This window comes from Paenibacillus sp. J22P165 (assembly GCF_059692015.1).
In genome coordinates, this window is record NZ_JCAUAP010000003.1 from 210177 (window position 1) to 229702 (window position 19526).

12 protein-coding genes are annotated in these 19526 nt (G+C 43.8%); 1 reads left to right on the forward strand and 11 read right to left on the reverse strand.

All coding sequences use genetic code 11. The features are described from left to right. Nucleotides 1–5: 5 nt before the first annotated feature. From AC58QM_RS08625 to AC58QM_RS08650, 6 genes are all read right to left on the reverse strand, one after another. A complete protein-coding gene (locus AC58QM_RS08625; protein ID WP_497283078.1) occupies nt 6–1856 on the reverse strand; it encodes a hypothetical protein in 1851 nt (616 codons plus the stop codon). A gap of 119 nt (nt 1857–1975) precedes the next feature. Next, nucleotides 1976–2776 (reverse strand): Cof-type HAD-IIB family hydrolase, encoded by an 801-nt coding sequence (locus AC58QM_RS08630; RefSeq protein WP_497283079.1) that lies wholly within the window; start codon nt 2774–2776, stop codon nt 1976–1978. Nucleotides 2777–2887: 111 nt separating this feature from the next. Continuing rightward, nucleotides 2888–10174 (reverse strand): glycoside hydrolase family 78 protein, encoded by a 7287-nt coding sequence (locus AC58QM_RS08635; protein WP_497283081.1) that lies wholly within the window; start codon nt 10172–10174, stop codon nt 2888–2890. 64 nt (nt 10175–10238) lie between these two features. After that, on the reverse strand, nt 10239–11426 hold the full coding sequence (locus tag AC58QM_RS08640; RefSeq protein WP_497283083.1) for an S-layer homology domain-containing protein: 1188 nt from the start codon (nt 11424–11426) through the stop codon (nt 10239–10241). A 201-nt stretch (nt 11427–11627) separates the two neighbouring features. Further along, nucleotides 11628–12380, reverse strand: a complete 753-nt coding sequence (locus AC58QM_RS08645; RefSeq protein ID WP_497283085.1) for a pseudouridine synthase — start codon at nt 12378–12380, stop codon at nt 11628–11630. A gap of 6 nt (nt 12381–12386) precedes the next feature. Continuing rightward, complete coding sequence (locus tag AC58QM_RS08650; protein ID WP_497283086.1) at nt 12387–13943, reverse strand: RsmB/NOP family class I SAM-dependent RNA methyltransferase; 1557 nt, start codon at nt 13941–13943, stop codon at nt 12387–12389. A 184-nt stretch (nt 13944–14127) separates the two neighbouring features. Between AC58QM_RS08650 and AC58QM_RS08655 the strand changes: the two genes are divergently transcribed. After that, nucleotides 14128–14637 (forward strand): thioredoxin family protein, encoded by a 510-nt coding sequence (locus tag AC58QM_RS08655; protein ID WP_497283088.1) that lies wholly within the window; start codon nt 14128–14130, stop codon nt 14635–14637. Nucleotides 14638–14703: 66 nt separating this feature from the next. Here the strand turns inward: AC58QM_RS08655 and AC58QM_RS08660 are convergent, their stop codons facing one another. From AC58QM_RS08660 to AC58QM_RS08680, 5 genes are all read right to left on the reverse strand, one after another. Continuing rightward, complete coding sequence (locus AC58QM_RS08660; protein ID WP_497283089.1) at nt 14704–15123, reverse strand: DUF309 domain-containing protein; 420 nt, start codon at nt 15121–15123, stop codon at nt 14704–14706. Nucleotides 15124–15126: 3 nt separating this feature from the next. After that, nucleotides 15127–15924: a GTP diphosphokinase gene (yjbM, locus tag AC58QM_RS08665; protein ID WP_497283091.1), complete on the reverse strand. Its 798-nt coding sequence runs from the start codon at nt 15922–15924 to the stop codon at nt 15127–15129. Between the two features lie 26 nt (nt 15925–15950). Next, on the reverse strand, nt 15951–17048 hold the full coding sequence (locus AC58QM_RS08670; protein WP_497283093.1) for a quinone-dependent dihydroorotate dehydrogenase: 1098 nt from the start codon (nt 17046–17048) through the stop codon (nt 15951–15953). A gap of 157 nt (nt 17049–17205) precedes the next feature. Then, entirely contained in the window at nt 17206–18039 is an 834-nt protein-coding gene (locus AC58QM_RS08675; RefSeq protein WP_310222511.1) for a PRD domain-containing protein, read from the reverse strand. A 32-nt stretch (nt 18040–18071) separates the two neighbouring features. Next, entirely contained in the window at nt 18072–19496 is a 1425-nt protein-coding gene (locus AC58QM_RS08680; RefSeq protein ID WP_497283622.1) for a PTS transporter subunit EIIC, read from the reverse strand. Nucleotides 19497–19526 lie beyond the last annotated feature (30 nt).

The window sequence follows — 19526 nt, forward strand, 5'->3', positions numbered from 1 at the left end:
TTGGATCAATCTACTCGTCTCACGATTGGAATCGTAAATTTGCGAGAACCCATTCTTACGGAACCAACAAACGGATCAAAAGTAAATTGAATCCCCTTACCTGGTTCAACATTTGATTTCAAAGATACAGTTAATCCCTTCAACATATCATTTTCATATTCAAGTCCGTAAGTGATGTCGGAAACGGTAACCCCACTTTGCGAGGTAAATGAGAAGTAATCAAAGAAATGCTGTTCGATGCCCGCCCAATACAGCTCCTCATTTGGATATAACGAAGTTAGATTAATCGTGTTTGGACTTGGTGTGAGATTTACTACAATATCATTTTGATACCATGTATTCGCATTTTCCGCGGAAAACAAATGAAATTTAGCTTTCGTATCTGCAAAATCATTTACGGATCTGAAGGTAATCAACCCTTCAACTTCGCTCGCAGTTACAGCTTGTTGCTCTTCTAGCGGTTGAATTCCAACTAGATTATTCTCGTATAGCCAATATTGAGAAGGATCGATTGTAAACACACTATTTCCTTCAGTATTCGATTGGTACATATTAAATTGATTAGGAATTCCATCTAGTCTATTCTCATTATTAAACTGAATATTGACAGACTGCTCTTTGAAGAGACCGCCTTTATCAGTAGCTTTTATTTTTGAAATACTAACAGAACCTGCTAAGTCCTCATTTGAAAGCAATTGTTCAATAACTGCTAGATTTACAATATGACTACCCGGCAAAGTTAAATGGCTGGTTCTAGGTTCAGTCATATCACCACTAAAATAAACTTTATAATTAATATCTAATCCATATGTCAGAACTTCATTTTCCGGATCGTAAAAAAGTTCATCTAAATCCAACTCCGAATAAGGCGATACGTTTAAAACATGGTCTGTTCCAGATAAAAACCCAGCTAGCTCACTTGGATGGTACTCTGAATTAAATACTGGTTCTTGATTTCCTGGTGAAGTTGGCGGATTAACCACTGTAATTGTAAAAGGCGCTGATACTAGCACACCACCGTGACCATCACGCGCGACAGGAGTTAATGAACCAGTTCCTGGATGTAGTGAGCGAATTACCCAGCCGTCAATGCTGTTGTAAATTACATCTGCAACAGGATCCTCTGAGTTACTAATAAAACTTACTTCAACCACGTCCCCGTCTATATCATCGAAAAATGAGGATAAATTCTGAGTACCTAAAGGAGAAGTTGTTCCAGCAGGTAGTGCTCTAGTAAAGAAAGGATTATTAGATTTTAACGTTGGCGCATGATTGCCTAATTTTGTCCCTGGTGGCAAAGCTCGACCAATATTACCTAGAAGGATTTTAACAGCATCTGCAGAGGCGTATTCTGACGGGTTTGTTATCATTTTTTTTACAGTATCCGTAATATCATATTTTCTCTCGGAAGTAATCGTATTGTCTACTGTTACCTGAAATGTATCCCTGGGGGCTGTTTCGCCATAACCAAAATACACTGTAAATGTAGCAGGCCCCACACCAACAGGATGAATTTTGAGAAGCCCTTTGGACCAATACTCTTCCTCTGCATAGGCAATATTCACATTGCTGCTCTCTATGCGCAAATTTGAGGATGAGGAAAAAGAACTATTACCATAAATCGATCTCAAGTCAAGTACATCCGTAACTCCTGATAATGGAACGATTGTATCTCCCAGTTTATCATAAGGGTCGTAAAACGTTGGTTCTGGTGCTGTCGGTGGTGGTGTTTCAATGATAGATTGAGCAACAACTTGTGTTGAATCGAATAAAAATGGCGCAGCTATTATTGCAGTACCAACCATTATCGCCGCTGCTTTTTCTTTCTTAGAATATGACTTTACATCTTTCCCCACTACATATCACATCCATCGTCTATTAGTCTTTCATTCATTCTATCATAGGAAATAAGTACTAAAAACCCCTAAAACGACAAAAAACCTCAAAAACCGAGGTATTTTATCCGAATTTTATTTTATAAACAGTACTTTCGAATTGCTTTATGTACGCCTTCATCATTATTAGAAGCTGTAACTGCGTCTGCCGCCTCTTTTACACCACTGGGTGAGTTCTCAACAGCTACACCAAGCCCTGCAAAAGCCATCATTTCCAGATCATTATAGTAATTTCCTATCGCCATAATCGCTTGAGATTCAACCTCTAATGAAGCAGCTAAAGCCTTTAGTGCATTCCCCTTGTTCGCCTCTGGACTCATGACATCAATGAACAATTCGCCGCTGCGAATCATCCGCAAATGTCCATACAACTTCTGCTCCTCCCAATCCCGCTGAACACGATCCAAAACCTCAGATTGAGCAAAAAGAGTGAATTTAACAATCGGAACGCCAAGCTCTGAGACCGAAGTCACAAGTTTAGGACTGATTAGAAATTTTTTATACATTTGCTTCTCGTACTCGCCGACTCGCTCGATATACATATTGAAAGCCGTACATACATCAAAATGAATCCCTTCACGCCGCGCGTAAGCCAACATCGATTCAATTTCGCTAATTTCAAAAGAAAACTCGTTCACTAACGACTGCCCTCGCTCATCCGCATGAACGGTTACTGCTCCATTATGTGTGATCATCGTTCCTTCTAGGCCTAATTGCTCAAGAATAGGCAACGTGCTAGCTGGTGCTCTCCCCGTGCATAGTACAATGTGGCAGCCTTGATCATGAACCTCTTGAATGGTTTCAATCGTTTGAGCCGTTAATTCGTGATCATCATTCAAAAGTGTTCCATCAACATCCAGTGCAATTAATCGATAGTTCAAGATACTCTCTCCCTCGTTCGCTTTTTATCAAATTATTGTACCATAAGCACAATTTCAGTTCACCGAATTTACAGTAAAAAGACAGTTATCAATCGATAACTGCCTCCCACTTCATTGAACCCGATGCACACCAACTGATTGCTGCACATTCCCAATGATTTCGACTGGAATATCTTCCTTTTTGATAACACCATTTCTGTATGTAATCTGAAAATGAATCGTTTGAAGCCCTCGAGGCAATCCCTCCGAGAAGGACAGGAATTGGCTATCGAAAAGCTCCCCCCTAAACATGGTACTATCACCTAATTCGGGTACTAACTTTTCCAGTACATATAAAGCCTGACCGTCCAATCCTATCGTGTCAATCCAAGCAATCACTTCCTCAACCGGGGCGGGTGCACTCTGACTGCTTACAACAAATATCTCCCCGGAATAAAAGGATTTCGGAATCACTTCTGTTTGGTGGCCCATCTGATTATGCAAAATCAACCATTGCGCCGTGTAAGTCACTTCCGATTGAATCGTAAGAGGTAAGACTTTAATTGTTTTCAACACCGTTGAAGACAATTGCCCATCTGTAACAGTCAATGTCACTTCGTAATCACCAGGTTCAGTAACCTGCTGCAAGAAGTTGATGGATGTATACGTTTTGACAACACCAGCTGGCTCCTGGACAGTCCATAAATAGGAGAGTGGATCACCGTCAGGGTCAAAAGAACTATTTATGCTGCTCATCATATCCCCTTCCCAGACAGGCTTTGGCGTCCATTCAAAATCAGCAATAGGCGCTCGATTAATATAAAGCCAAGTCTGAGCTGAATAGCTAGACCACACATAACCATCAAACACACGCACTCGCACTCGTAGCTTTTGTCCCGCAGGCAAATCAGTTGGTAATTCCCAACTCCCCGTACTTAAAGTTGAGTTTTGTTCTAGTATACCGCTATCCATCACCATAACATCATTAGCTTCATTCGTGACCTCTATTTGAAAATGAGAGAACACTGTCCCTGCGTCAGGATCAGTTTGATTCCATGTAAACGTTGGTTTGGTTACGTTGAATAAGGTAGGAGCTGCTTGTGTTCCTATCGGATTCGTCATAACTGCGGTAGGCGGACTGTTTGACGTCATCCATCCTATTTCGGACCAATCTGAGTAAATCCCACTAGAAGACATTACCCTAACCTTAGCCTGTAATTTAGCACCCAATGGAGCATCAATTGTCATGGTCCAAGAACCAGTAGGTTTAGTTCGATCTGCGACAGGAACACTGATGTATCCAGAATCGATAACGTTACCAGCTTCATCACTAACATAAACGATCTGGTAACTAATATTATTGAATTGCGGATCATTTTGATTCCAAGTTATTGTTGGTTTTTTGGAAGTCATTGCGGAAGGGTTAGCAAAAGTTCCAGTCGGGTACGTTAATTGCACCGTAGGAGGTATGACACTTCCCAAGAATCCGTCACTACTCCACTGCGACCAAGCAACCTCGTCTTTAACTCGCACCCGAATCCGATATTTGTAGTTGATGTTGCCCGTCACTACACTTTCTATGTAACTGTACACAGAAGCTTTGGTATTGAAAGTCTTTATACCTGTGCTGGCATCCTGTTCTTGAATGTTACCCCACATATCTTTGGAGATGCGCCCAATGTAAACCTCGAAGGCTGTGAAGGTGGTGTCAGGATCAACGTCGGTTTGACTCCAATTTATGGTTGCACTACAACCAACACAGAAGAAGTCGGGCTTGTCCAAGGAACCTCCAGGGTAAAGTAAAGTTACACTAGGTGGATTATTAGGACGTAAGCCAACATCAATTGTCTCGGAAACTGGCCAAGACCAAGCACCGTATTCGTCTTTTACTTGCGAGACGATAGTGTATGTTCCCGAATCGTTCACACGATCTAACTTGGTATTCACAACATTCCCGTCAGGAGTGATGTAATACCAACGTTCTTCGAAAATACCACGATTTATCTCATACCCAGCATCAGGAGTTGATGTGGCATAATCGAACCTGTCAGGATCGTAGTTGTCCGTGGTATACGTAATCACCCCGCTAGGCTGCATGACCGCTGTAAAGGCTGCAACTGGTCTACGATGCACTGTTATCGTTTTCCTGAACGTATTAGAATTTTTTCGGTAAGACTCAAACACCATGTTAGGGAACTTGTAAATCAAAGTTGGATATGGATCGTCCTTAGCTTTTAAGGAGATGTCCCACTTACCGACTCGATCGAAAGTTGGCTGACCTGTCGTAAAGCACTGTCCACTTAACGGTGATAAGCCACCGTTGTTTAAGAACATTGGTGTATGTATGTAAGTCCATGCGAATGATCCTGCGATAGGATCCAGCTCGGGATCATCAAATTTAATGTTATCGTATTTGAGTTCTGCGAGATTGGTCTTCTCGTCCAGAATGGCATAGTCGGCAGACCAGAGATCGGCTTCAGAGTAAGGCTTAGTAGTCATTGTGCTGTACTGAACAAATGATTTGTCAGAAAATGCGCCAAACTTACCACTAACAGGGAAACTATCATCCACGATGTCGCTGAAATAATTTACCTTGTTGACCCATACGTTTATCACATTACCAGTAGTTCTGATCTTGACACCATAGCTCTTACTATCCTGAATGTTATATGGAGAAGAGGCAAGAACAGTCCTTACACCATTAACATATTTGGAGAGGAACATCGATACCCCGTCGAACTCCAAAGCGTAACGATTAGTGCCATCTTGCATTCGGAATGAATAACCGAACAGATTGGTGTCAATCTTATTTTGTTCGGTTTTGAAATTGTAGGAGAGCTCAGCGTCATTTAGAACATGAGGAGAGATGAACTGCCCATACTGATAACGTTGAATATTAACAGTTGGTTCATCGTCCACGGGACCTTTGTCGATCCAGTACACTGTGTCCCCGTAAGGAGGACTGTTGTAGCCTGTCACCCAAGAGTGATACATGTACGAGGACAAGAGCAACCCATCACCTACATACTCGGTCATACCTCGTGTACCGATGGTCTCCGTTGCGCTGGACACGAAACCTAACTGCGCCGCCAATTTAAAGTTGTTACCGCCGGTTTGTATGTCACTACATTGATTGTAAATAGTTGCAGCACACCAACCATATTGATAGTTACCCCAAGCGTCAACGTGCATGTTTTTAGACATTCCATTAAAAGGTACACCACCCCATGCCCACACACCGCCTGTTGTCATATCGATAACGTTATTGATAGTGCTACGGCTGTCGCCCCATGAACCAGCAACAGTGTACAAGGTTTTGGTTAAGATAGTGTTATTTGCCGAGTTGACGATCATAGTGTTGATGTTTTCTTGCCAGTCGTAAGTCCAAGCGGCATTAAAGGATAGACTGTTACCGCCAGTTCTTGTGCGCCAAACAAGTTTGAAATCCTTGTCGTACTTTGCGACATAGACACCAAGAGCTAACTCAGGAAAAAACCTGAGGTTACGATCGGTGGGATTCATCGTATTGCCCGCACTATCCTTACAACCCTTGGTCTCGTAAAAATAAGTGTTGCCGTAGTTGTCCCGGTACGGTTGATTCATTTGACCGAAGCTACAACTAGCAGTGTCATACTGAGCGGGAACAAAAGGTTTCGGCGTTTCGGTTTGAGGCCATTGAACCCACTTCTTCTCATACTGCACATACGTGGTCGGATTGTTATTCGGCGTTGCACCGGCTTTTACGATGTTACCGTAAAGATCGATCTCGTAGAAGCTGTCGCCAAAATAACCATTCGCACTGTAGTAACCACCACTATCCATTATGAGAAGCAAATGATCGCCCTTAGTTAGTGTTGCCCTCACGACAGCACTGTTATATTGTCCAGTGGAACCAGGGATATCAAAGCACGTGATTAATGCGCCCGTTAGAGCTTTGTAGGTACAGGCTCCCGACCCCTGAGACATTTGCGTGTAGTATTGGTCACCTTCGTCTCCGCTAGTGTCCCGCGTGTACTTCACTGGCGTAGATTTAGTGAATACCATGTAGACTGTCTTTTCGGCTAGGTACGGTTGCGCGCCGCCAATTGTATCTGACATCTTCATGGTAGTCCCCGTGTTGGTCGTATTGGTGTAAACAGGAACGTCCCGCTGTGCAGTTAGTTGACTCATCGGGAGACTTTCTCTACTTAGCATATAGTCGTAAGGACTGCCATTCAACCATGAATGCTGGAGCTTGAAAGTTGCATAACAACCTGAACAAGGAGTACCGTCCATGACATAATCCTGTGAATATCTGCCAATCTTGTTTTTATTCAAGGCATAAAATATTTGGGTTGGGTTGTCATATGAAACTGAACCCGTGAAGTACAGGTGAGTTTTATCAGACGAGATAGGAGTTGCACCACTAACCCAATTCCCAGGTGTCCCATCAGCTTTTGGATAAAATAAAGGTTGAGAATATCCTGGAGTAGGTGCCGTCATGGCTTTGTAGATCGACAAACCATTCCTGCCTAATCCGTTATCATTGAACTGCGTGGTGTAAGCAGTTACTGTTCCAATACCTGCAGGAGTGCTTACGATATTTACGCCAGCTATTTGTGATTCTTTTCCTTTACCAGCACTTGTTGCTAAAGTTCCGTTGTCATCTTGCCAATTGTATGTTGGAAGCTTACTTAACGCGTTATTGGTGTTGGTGGCTACCAGTGGCCAATTAGCCATGATGTCCCCAGACTTGTAGATGGTTGGTGGGTTAGGATCTGGATTGGGTCCGTTACCCGTAAGATCGAATGACACTTCAGGAGCTTGGTTGGTAACATCCATAATAGTGGACTCGGCTTCGGCATATGCGCCAAATTCCTCGACAGCACGTAATTTGAATTGATACTTACCGACTTTTGTTGGGTTGAATGTAGACTTGTAGAGGTCGCCTGAGATAGATTCCCAAGCCTCTTCGTTCAGATCACCATCATTGTCTTTGTCATACTTCATTTGCCAAAGAACTTGTGTGATCGTGTCACCATCAGTACTGTAGGATTCATTTAAAATATCGTAACCTTCGCCACGAATACCTAAAGCAGGTGCGTTTATTTTTGCAATGGGGGGATAATCGGGGTGTACAATAATGTTACAAGTGCTGTTATCTTCAGAAACCAGTCCAGCGGAATCATACACTTTTTCTAATGTAACCGACACAGTAATATCCGCCAAACTATTATTTTCGTAAGAAGACAATTTATTGGTCCAAACATCCTTTGAGTGGTCGATTGTTCTGCCCATTGGGCTACGACTTTTATCAGCGTTGATAGCATTAGGAGCTAAGGGATGATTTGCTTTGACTTCCGAGGGTGCAGAGCACATAGGAATTGGGTTTGGCTTCACAATGTTTATCGTTGCTGATCGTCTTCCGGATTTAGCACCACGGGTGTCGGAGGCAGTAACTGAAACAGTGTGCATGCCCAATACGTCCGCCCTGATGTTACGGTAGGTATCCCCATCGTAAGCTAGCTCGCTGAAACCATAACCTACTGAAGTGTCAGCAAGATTTCTAATCCAAGGGTCATAACTTCCTTTGAAATCCCAGTTGAAATAGAAGCCATCACCTTCCGGATCGTATGGTTCGTTAGGTGTGCGAGTTTTATCTTTTATGATACCTAAATCGATCATGTTACCAACAACGACTTCCTGAATGTCAGGGAAGTTATTAGTGTTGTGATTGGCAAACCAACCCGGAGTAAAGAATGGTGGATTGTTATTACCAACAATGGTAATCGTGAAGCTTTGAGGACCAACTGTTTTTGTTCCACCACAACTAGAGAAAATCTTCATGGTAACGTTTACGGTACCTTCTCCCATTCCTCTTGGGTAGGGAGGTCCTGCGAAACTACCAGGAGATGGGCTAGATGTATTACCAACACCATCAGCAATTAAACCATCTTGCTCGAATATAAATCCGAAACGAGATAGCTTACAAGCATTACCACTGCCATCAGTTCCTGTAACAGTAACATTAACAGGCATAGCATAGTTGTCATCACCATAAGGCATGGTCGTCTTATCCAGTGTAAATGTCCCGCTGATTACTTCAGGAGTTGGTGCGGCAGCACAGCTAGTCAATGGTGTGACAGTTATGAACTCACTATTGTCACCAGGATTACTTTCACCAGGAACAACATCAAGGAAAACTGCAACACTGTACATTGAAATGCCTGCAAAGTTCTTGGTGAATGTTTCGGTCTTAGGTGTTGTAGCGCCCAAGCCCGTATAGTTGTACGTTTGGAACAATGTACCATCAATCATAACCTTAGCTGTGAAGGCAGTGGTAATAGCCGAGCCACCTGTATTAGAGAAACTAAAGGAGAACGCTGCTGGCTTTCCTGCTTCGACACATGAAGGTGCTGTGATAGCAATACCACTAAGGTTCGGTGCGTTGGGAGGTGTTTCGTACTCGACCTCGATTTCACTGTCGTACGCGTAAGTAGAACCTTGTAAGTCTACCACAAAGGCAGAGTAGTATGTTGCAACCCTTGCCATGTTTGATGGTGGTATCTCATACATCGAATCAAACCCACTAACGAAGTCTGAGAAGTCTTGCTGAAATTTTACACGATATTCACCAGCATTATTAGAGTTGGGATCAACACCTAAAACTTCGATGGCAGAGCTTCTTGGTCGTCCAGATTTCCCGTTAGGACCGGTAATTATTCCGCTAGTAGTGTTCATCTCAGCCTTAGTGGCACTAACGTTCGTAACAACAGAATCAGGAACACTGTCCCCTCCGCTAGTTTTGTACGGTCGTGATGAATCACGTGTGGCACTCATACTCAGTGAACCGATCTCAGGGAAATCCGTGGAAGCACAGCCGGGATGTGTTGTCATGTTGTAACCGTTAATGGGCTCAGTAGCGGTCCCACCACGAGCCGGCTTGTGATGATCAGCAGGTCCGAAGTTATCTGGACCACAACTTAGCTTCTTAGGGTTACCGTTACCATCAAAAACGTCAGCGTACCAGTTAGAACCTTGGGAACCCCCAGGAATATAACGGTACCACGCATAGTAACCTTGAGCTGACTTATTTCCAGTTGATGTGACAGTCTCTAATGTCCCGCTGTGCGTATCGTTAACGGGACCAGCATAATCTTTTATACCAACAGCGGCCGGTGGTGTGATGTCCTCCCCATTGTGTGTGATTTTCTTGATGACATTACCGGCAGGGACCTCTGTAATATTTACTATGCCACCAGAGAGATAATTACTTGAAGCATAATATTTCGAACCTTCTTTCACTGCCCCACCAGAAGGGAAGGAAATGCTAGAAGCCACAGTATTAGGCGGGGCAGCTAAAGCTATTAGCTCCTCGCCTAAGTACTGTGTACCATTTGACTCCAAAGCCATAATAGCTAAGAGGGAAATGCTTAACATCTTAACTCGTTTCTTTATCAAACCTAACCGCAAATAAATTCACCCCTCTCATGAGCGTCAGATGTTACTCTTCCACTCTACGAGTTGATACGATTACTTTATATGCGGGACTAGCAGGTGACTTGGCTACGAAAAATAATTCCACGTCTACTCCACGTGGTGCCACAGTACCTTCCTTAGGTAGGATAAAGGCAGCGGTATCTCCGAAGCTATCTCTAAATACTTCGGCAATAGTATTAAGCTTGCCCTTTTTAAGTGCTGCAACGTCAGGTGTTTCAAAACCCTCAAAGCTCATTCCAAGGCCGAACCCACCAAGGTAGGATTCTGGGTCGTTATTGAAGACAGTATGAGATTGAATTAAGATGACATAACTTTTAGGGTAATCTTTAACCAACGGCATTAACTTGCCCGAACGTTCGGTGCGATCAAACCAGTGCAGTGTATCCACATCCCCAAGTAAATGACGATTAGGATCGTTTGGATCTTCCATGTCGATAGCGATTACTTGGTCAATTTCACCCTTGTACTTACCGTCAGGAGAAGTGTACGCCAACTTATCAGGAGTCCACTCGTAACCAGTATTTATCTTTCCACCGAAAGCCGGAATCATAGAAAAGATATTAGTACGTTTAAGTTGCAACTCAGCTTGCCCAACAGCTGCCTTATCAACAGGAAGTTGCCCACCAGCATTCAAAGTAAGAATACGCTCGATGATCGTAACGGACTGCGCACGAGTCGTTGAACCATCAGGTGCTAGTTCGCCGCCAGACAATCCTTGAATCAAACCCTTGCTGGATGCAGTGAACATTGCGCCTTGATCATTGATACTTACGTGCTTTTGTTGCAACAAAGGATCTGTCGCTCGCACGGACACTTTCGCCATTTCGAGACGAGTCAAAGGATTTTGCAAGAACTCATTTGTTATCCCCTCTTCTCGAACCAGCCCTTTTTCAACAGCAGCCTTCACATAAGGCACAAACCATTGACTCCCCTCAGTCATGCCTTCAACTTTTAAACCACTTGCGGTTACAACCATCTTGATAAACTCTGCACCTGTTACATAATTTTCTGGACGGAATGTACCGTCGCTGTAACCGTCAACATATTTGTGATTTACCGCGGTTGTAACCGTTTCTTTAGCCCAATGATTCTTCAAATCGGGAAACTGGTTTGTTTGATCTGCCAAGATTGGGAACGCCCCTAACAAAGAAAAAGCTAAAACAGAAGATAACGCCACTAAACTCTTTTTCAAAAAATTCACTCCTTGATATTAATTTACATTCCAATAATTGGTAGTATCTCATTACATAACTGTTAATGTCTACCTAATTCTTCCATGAACAGCAAAAAACCACCCAACCATCGCTAACAACAAGCGATAATTAGGCGGTTCTTCCGCACATATCAAATTTCTTATTCTAAAAATACCATATTTTAGTATTTTTGTATATCGTTATTTTTGTGTCTCATGTGCATTCTGCAAAGCCAGAAGTTCATCTGCATGCAGTTCTCTGACTTCTCCTAAGGCTAGATCAGCATCTAACGACAAAGGGCCCATCGAAAGTCTTTTTAGATAAACAACTTGCTTGCCTACGGCTTGGAACATTCGTTTCACCTGATGGAATTTGCCTTCCATAATGGTTAATTCAATTTCAGAAGGGATGCCCTCCGACTCATTACCAGATTTTAAAATGTTAAGATGACCTGGCAACGTCTCATATCCATCATCTAAGGTAACGCCTTGAGCGAATGCTTCACGATCCGCTTCATTCACTCCCCACTCTACTTTTGCAAAGTACGTTTTCGGAACGTGCTTGCGCGGTGAGAGTAAGTTGTGGGCGAGCTTGCCGTCATTTGTTAGCAAAAGAAAGCCTTCCGTATCCTTGTCTAGCCGCCCTACGGGGAATACTTCGAACGGCGCATAAGCCTCGTCCAAAAGATCAACAACCGTGCGATCCCGATTATCTTCGGTTGCCGAGACAACCCCCTGCGGTTTGTTCATCATCAGATAAACAAACTCTCGGTAAGTGACAACTTCACCATTAACGGTAATGTTGTCCTTATCGGGATTCACTTGCATCCCACTGTCTTTGACTTTCACACCGTTAACGTAAATGCCGCCTTCCTTGGCAAGGCGTTTAAGTTCAGAACGTGTGCCTACGCCTACATGGGCGAGTATTTTATCGAGCCGTTGTGTTTGCTTCATGACCGTTTAGGTCCACCTCCAACCAGGCGGGTATTCGTTCTTCAGCATCCCGTCGAGCCACTTGCCCCAGCCGACGGGATGGTTGTCAATGCAGACCAGGCAGTAGCCTTTGGCTGCCTGGGTCCCTTCGCGGAGAATCTCGCTCTCCGCGACTTCGAGCGTCTCGCCCTTCAGGTACCGAAGGGCTCGCTCGTCGCTCGAAGCCAAGCTCAGCGCTCGCTTGGCTTCGCGCAAACGCAGTCCCATGGCTAGCGCATGGGACGGTTCAAATCGGCCGCGGTGCAACGCGCCGATGTACCAGCCCGGCCGCACGACTTTCAGTCCGTGCAGCTCGGGCAAGCCCGCCGGCGACGCGTATGCGTGCTCGCCGTAACAGACTAGCCGCCTCAGGGCGAAAGGCTCGCTGCGCAGCAGCTCACCGGAGAACGCCTCCAGCGGCTCCAAGCTCACCCCCGTGCTAGGCGGTGCTTCAGCACGGCCCTTCCCGCGTAGCGCGGGACGACCGCTACGCTTCCCAACTGCCGCCACAAAGTCGGCAGCCCCTGCCCTTTCCCTTGCACTTACACTTGCACTCGCACTCGCACTTCCTCTCGCGCTTCCTCCCGCACCCACACTCTCCCCAACCCCACTACCCAAAACCGCCAAAAAATGCCCCTCACCCTTCAACTTATGAGGCCACAACCTCGCCGTCCCTGCCACAGCAGCCTTAGCCCTTGAACTATATCCGTCCGCCTCACACCACGGTTCTCTCAACCAATCCGGTCGCCCAGGACTAAATCCTTCAATAGGAACGACATCAAACGCTGGATGCTTGTCTAGAAACTCCGCAATCTGCGCCTCATTCTCCTCCGGTGAGAACGTACAGGTCGAATACACGATTCTTCCTCCAGGTGCTAACATCACTGCAGCTTGCGCCAACAATTCGCGCTGCATAGCAGCAAATTCCTGAACAGAGTGGCGTTCCCATTGACCCATCATTTCTTCTTCCTTGCGGAACATGCCTTCCCCGGAACAAGGTGCATCAATCAAAATTTTATCAAAATACCCTACGAAAGCCGTCAACATCCGTTCCGGTTTTTCATTCAACACAACCGCATTTCGCACACCGAGAAGTTCGAGATTTTTTACCAATGCTTTAACTCTATCCGAATGAATATCGTTGACAACAAGCACGCCTTCACCTTGCAGCTTCGCGGCAATCTGCGTCGATTTCCCACCAGGCGCTGCGCACAAATCGAGCACCCGCTCCCCCGGTTTTACCCCAAGAAGCTCTACAGGTGCCATCGCACTTGGTTCTTGGATGTAATAAAGACCTGCATGATAATACGGATGCTTGCCTGGACGTTCACCTTCTTCATAATAAAAACCCTCTGGTACCCAAGGTACAGAAGTCAGTTGAAATGGACTACTCTCCAAAAACTCCGCACGCGCTACCTTACCCGTGTTTACTCTTAATCCAAACACTCGTGGTTCATCGTAGGACGCAAGAAACTGCTCAAACTCCTCTTCACCTAGTAAATCAATCATTTTCTCCCTAAAAAGGGGAGGTAATTGCTTCGCCATTCGACATCTTCGCTTTCTATATAAAATCCCTTTTCATTAGGCACATTTCTTATTCCATGTAACGTTGTAACGGTATTATAGCTGAGTTGTCACGAAACAGCCAATCTTTTTACGAAATCCTACAGGATATGCTATACTTTTTATAGAAGGTAATAGAAAGTAGACATTATAAAGAGGTGCATACATGAAGAAGCTGCTTATTTATTTAGGCATTGTAGTTGTTTTATTCGGTGGTCTCTATTTCGTTAATCAGCAATCTACCAAATCTTCGGACAAAGCAAATGCTGGCAATCCTTACGGTGTTGCTGCATCCAAGTTAAATCCTGAGACTGTGAAGCAGCTGAATGATCCAAACTATCAGAACTTGATTTTACCAAAAGATTTGGATGAAAGATTGAAAAACAAAGAAACATTCTTCCAATACTATTATGCGTCAACTTGCCCTCATTGCAAAGTGACAACCCCCGTTCTAGTTCCTATTCAAAAAGAACTAGGTCTTGATGTAAAACAGTTCAATTTGGAAGAATTCAAAGACGGTTGGAATAAATATAAGATTGAATCCACACCTACCTTAGTTTATTACAAAAACGGTGTTGAAGTGGATCGCATTGTTGGTGGGGTTCCTGAAGCTGGATCCACAGTCGGCAATACGCCTGAAGTATTCAAAACCTTTTTCCAAAAATATAAAGGTTAATGCCATTAACTAATAGCAACCTACAAAAGGACTTCTTCACCTCATGGTGAGAAGTCCTTTTCTCTTTCAGTCATGCTCTATATTCGCAGGAGGATCCAACCTCAATTCTTCCACAAGCGCCATGAGCTCATCATCCAAAATCACAATATCCAAGTCATAAGGAGGGAACGGCTCCTCTTTCAATCTCAGAAGCTTCCCTAGATAAATCTCGCTATCCTTTACTAATTGACCAAGATCAATGCCTAACGTATGCGCAGGATATGGAGCCAGCTTGTCTAAGCCCGCACTAAATAGTTTAATAGAACCGTTCGGATTGCCGTTCAAATGATGATAAAGGCCTACTGCAATCTGCAGCAGACCTTGGTATAACAGATTTCGGCCTTCCTCCAGCCAAAGTTCTTCCATCACTTCATGACATTCGAAATAATCCCGCTGATCGTTAAAATAATACAGAAAAGCGACATATAACCGGTCATATTCGCTCATGGATTAGTTATTATCTCCTTTTTTGGCTCTCGCAATAGCAGCCTCGATATCAGCAGATAGGTCACTTAGTCCTTCTTCTGTTTCCCATATTTCATTAAACCGCAGTTGGAACTGCGCGGCTTCTCGTACACGATGATAGAAATATAATTCTTGTATATTGTTCAGCACTCGATTGATCAGATTAGAATTATCTTCGAACATCCGTTGGGAGGCAACAATCTCTCCACGAATACTCGACATTTCCTGATCTAACTGATAAGCAGCTTCTGCCGCTTTACTTAAGCGTGCCCGAACCTCGACAGGTAATTGCTCTTTATATTTATAGTTCAAAGAATGCTCAATCGTTGCCCAGAAATTCATGGCTAGGGTCCGAATTTGCACTTCCGCTAAGATTTTTTTCATACCGAGTGCGGTTTGTACAGGGTATTCAATAATAATATGAAAGCTTCGATATCCACTTGGCTTTTTATTCGTAATATAATCCTTCTCATATACGACACTCATATCTTGTCTGCTGCGAATGAGCTCCGCTAGACTTTCTGTATCTTCTACAAATTGGCACATAATACGAATGCCTGCGATATCTTCAATGCCTGATTCCAACTGATCCATCGGAACGCTCAAACGCTTCGCTTTCTCCAACACGCTTGAGATTTTCTTAACTCGACCCGTAACAAATTCGATCGGTGCGTACTCTTCACGACTTTTGAGTTCGCCACGTAATGTTTTGAACTTTACTTTCAATTCCTCTACCGCTTGCTCATAAGGCAGTAGGAATTTCTTCCAGTCTCGTCCATCCATCCATGTATCCTCCATCCTGAATGAAGTTAGTGCGAATCTACCCCTATTGCCTGGGAAATATGTGTGAAGCCGTCTTTCTTCAATAATTCTTGAAGCCCATTATTTATGCGGCCTAGCAGACCAGGTCCCTCGTAAATTAATGCCGTATATACTTCAACAAGGCTAGCCCCAGCTCGGATTTTGTCATACGCATCTTGCGCGGTAAAAATCCCGCCAGCCCCAATAATCGGCAGCTTGCCATTCGTTAATTGGTACACACGTCGAATGACATCTGTTGAACGTTGTGTAAGCGGCAAACCACTTAATCCGCCTGCTTGTTCGCGATTGGCATGTCGTAAGCCTTCTCGGCTTAGCGTCGTATTCGTTGCGATTATCCCAGATATTCCGCTTTCCTGAATAATCTGTACCGTAAGAATAAGTTCCTCATCCGTTAGATCTGGCGCAATTTTGACAAGCACTGGCTTCGTCGTACAACCATGCTTCTTATGTTGCACCTGCATCTCATCACGAACGGTCGACAACAAGCGTTTCAAATCATCGCCATGTTGTAAATTACGCAGATCAGGTGTATTTGGTGAGCTTATGTTTACAACAAAGAAATCACCGTATGTATATAACTCTCCAATACAAGCGCGATAATCTTCCTCGGCCTGCTCATTTGGCGTTGATTTATTTTTACCTATGTTTACTGCTACTGGAATTGCGCGTTTCCCTGTCTTCTCCAGGTTATGTGCCATCTCAGCAGTACCTACATTATTAAAGCCCATTCGATTAATAAGCGCTTTGTCCTCAGGTAGACGGAACAATCGCGGCAATTCATTACCTGGTTGTGGTTTAGGTGTAATTGTCCCCACTTCCATAAATCCAAAGCCTAATTGTGAAAATCCTTTTACCGCTTTCGCATTTTTATCAAGCCCTGCAGCAAGGCCTACTGGATTACCGAAGTGTAATCCCCATAATTCCTGTGATAATTGCGGTGATTCTGGCACCCCATACATGGATTTAAGCAGTTGCTTACCTCCTGGAATATTACCTACTACACTGAGGCCGTCAATCGTCAAATGATGCGCTTTTTCCGGATCCATTCGGAACAAAACGGGCTTGGCTAACTTCTTATACAGCATGTCCTATGCACTCCGTTCTCTAAGTACTCTAACAGTCAGTTTAGCCGACAATGTAGAAATATGCAATCCACTCTAGGTCATTAACCTTGTTATTCACACAAAAAATCCCTGCTCCACGAAGGTTGCAAGGGAATGCTCTCACGCTTATATATTCTTCTTACACTTCGGTACGTTGCAGCAAGCGTTCCAAATGCATTGTTAAGTATCCAGTCTCATCGTCAGGCACTTCTAATTGCAAGGAGTCACTTAACATTAGCGATAAAACCTTCGCTTTCACATACGTATCGCCGTATTCTTCTTTAATTTTGGAAAGGAGTGAATTTTGAAGTGTTTTCTTTTGCTTAACTCGCTCAATCACACCTTTAAGATGGCTGATAAAACGAAGCGTTGAGAACGAATCATCAAAATTAAAGCCTAGCTCCTTTGCAGATTCGATTGTTTGAGAAACGACTCTGACAACCGCTAGAGAATCGGATGCTTGCTCTTTCTTACGCGCACTGTTGAAGTGCATCGTCAAGAAAGCAACCTCATCTTCGGGTAATTTAACATCCAAATGCTCATTCAAGAACTCGACAGCTTTCTTAGCTACCTTATATTCCTCGGGATACATGTAACCAATTTCATAGGCAAATGGGTTCGTAATGAATATTCCGCGTTTCTGCCGCTCTACTGCAAAATTAATATGATCAACAAGCGATGCATGGATCGTTTCTGAGAAATCCCCTTCCAGCATGCTCTGTGCGTAAGCAATGACTTCTTCGGTGATCCCGATAATTTTGACATCTACAGCATTTAGAATTTGTTCATAGTTCTTCAGTACTTCCGATGTATGTAAAAGGAACTCTTGGGTGATTTCACCTTCTCCAATCAGCATACCCGGAGTTTTCTTGAAGCCTATTCCCTTACCAAAAGCGATGGAATTTTTCCCTGTGCTTAAATGCGCCATCACGACGTTATGGGATAGAACATGTATGATCGTCCGTTCAATCATAAGACACCTCCGCGTTCTTAGGCTTGTCCTGATTATTTCTCATTTATTACCAGAAAAGGCTTAATGCTTTCACGAATTTGTTCCGACTCTGTCCCAAAAACAACATGAACGTTGCCTTTTCCTAGCCGAATGACACCAATGGCCCCTAATTCCTTAAGCTCACTATCGATCACAAGCACCTCTTCTTTCACAAGAAGTCGCAATCGTGTAATACAAGCATCAATGGATATAATATTAGAAGCACCGCCAATATAGGTCAGAATCTTTGATGGCCGGTCTTCCTTAGCTGTTTTCTCAACAGCAGGTTCAATGTCAATATTTTGCTCAACGTAATCCTTACTCGATACTTTCATCGGAAAGAAATGTAGATAAGCTCTAAAAGTTATAAAATAAAGAATGAAGTACACAGCACCTAGTAGTAAAATCCAGTACGGATTCGTCGCCAAGTGCCAGTTCAGCACGAAATCAATAAAGCCTGCTGAGAAGCCAAATCCCATTTTCACTTGAAGGATATTCATAATGAGCATCGAGAAGCCAGTAAGAATGGCATGAATTACATAAAGTCCAGGAGCTACGAACATAAACGCAAATTCTATAGGTTCTGTAATACCTGTCAGAAAACTTGTCAGGGCTGCAGTTAACATTACAGGGGCTACAAACTTTCTCGTGGTGGAAGACGTGCTCCGTACGACAGCAAGAGCTGCTGCTGGTAATCCGAACATGATAACGGGGTAGAATCCTGTCATGAACATCCCTGCTGTGGGATCCCCCGCGAAAAAGCGTGAAATATCCCCATGTACCGCTTTGCCTGCTGGTGTAACGAAATCACCTATTTGAAACCATGCTATATTATTAATGACATGATGAAGACCTGTAGGAATGAGCAGTCGATTCATAACGCCATAAATGAATACTCCTACGTTTCCGTTATCTACAATCCATAATCCAATTTCACTTATGCCTCGCTGTACCGGGGGCCAGATTAACCCGACCACTACGCCTAGGAATACCATGACTAAGGATGTCACAAGAGGTACAAAGCGTTTTCCACCAAAAAAACCAAGCGATTTAGGTAATTGAATATGACTAAATCGATTGAAGAATGTGGCCGAAAGCATCCCTACCAGCATGCCTCCAAGTACACCTGTATCTAGTGGTTCCGAGCTGCCTGAAACCATTTGGAAATGTTTAAGAACGTTATCAAAAACCAAATATCCAACGGCAGCCGCTAATGCAGCTATACCCTCTCCAGAAGTTAATCCAATAGCTATCCCTATTGCGAAAATAAGCGGCAGATTATCAAAAATCGCACTTCCGCCTAGCTCAAAAATTTGAGCGACATGAACAAGGAATGGATCATGAAATGACATTTTACCAATACGAAGAAGAATGGATGCTGCCGGCAGCACCGCAATAGGGATCATTAACGATCTCCCCATCTTCTGAAATGCATACATTACACTCATCAGATTCACCTATAGCCCACA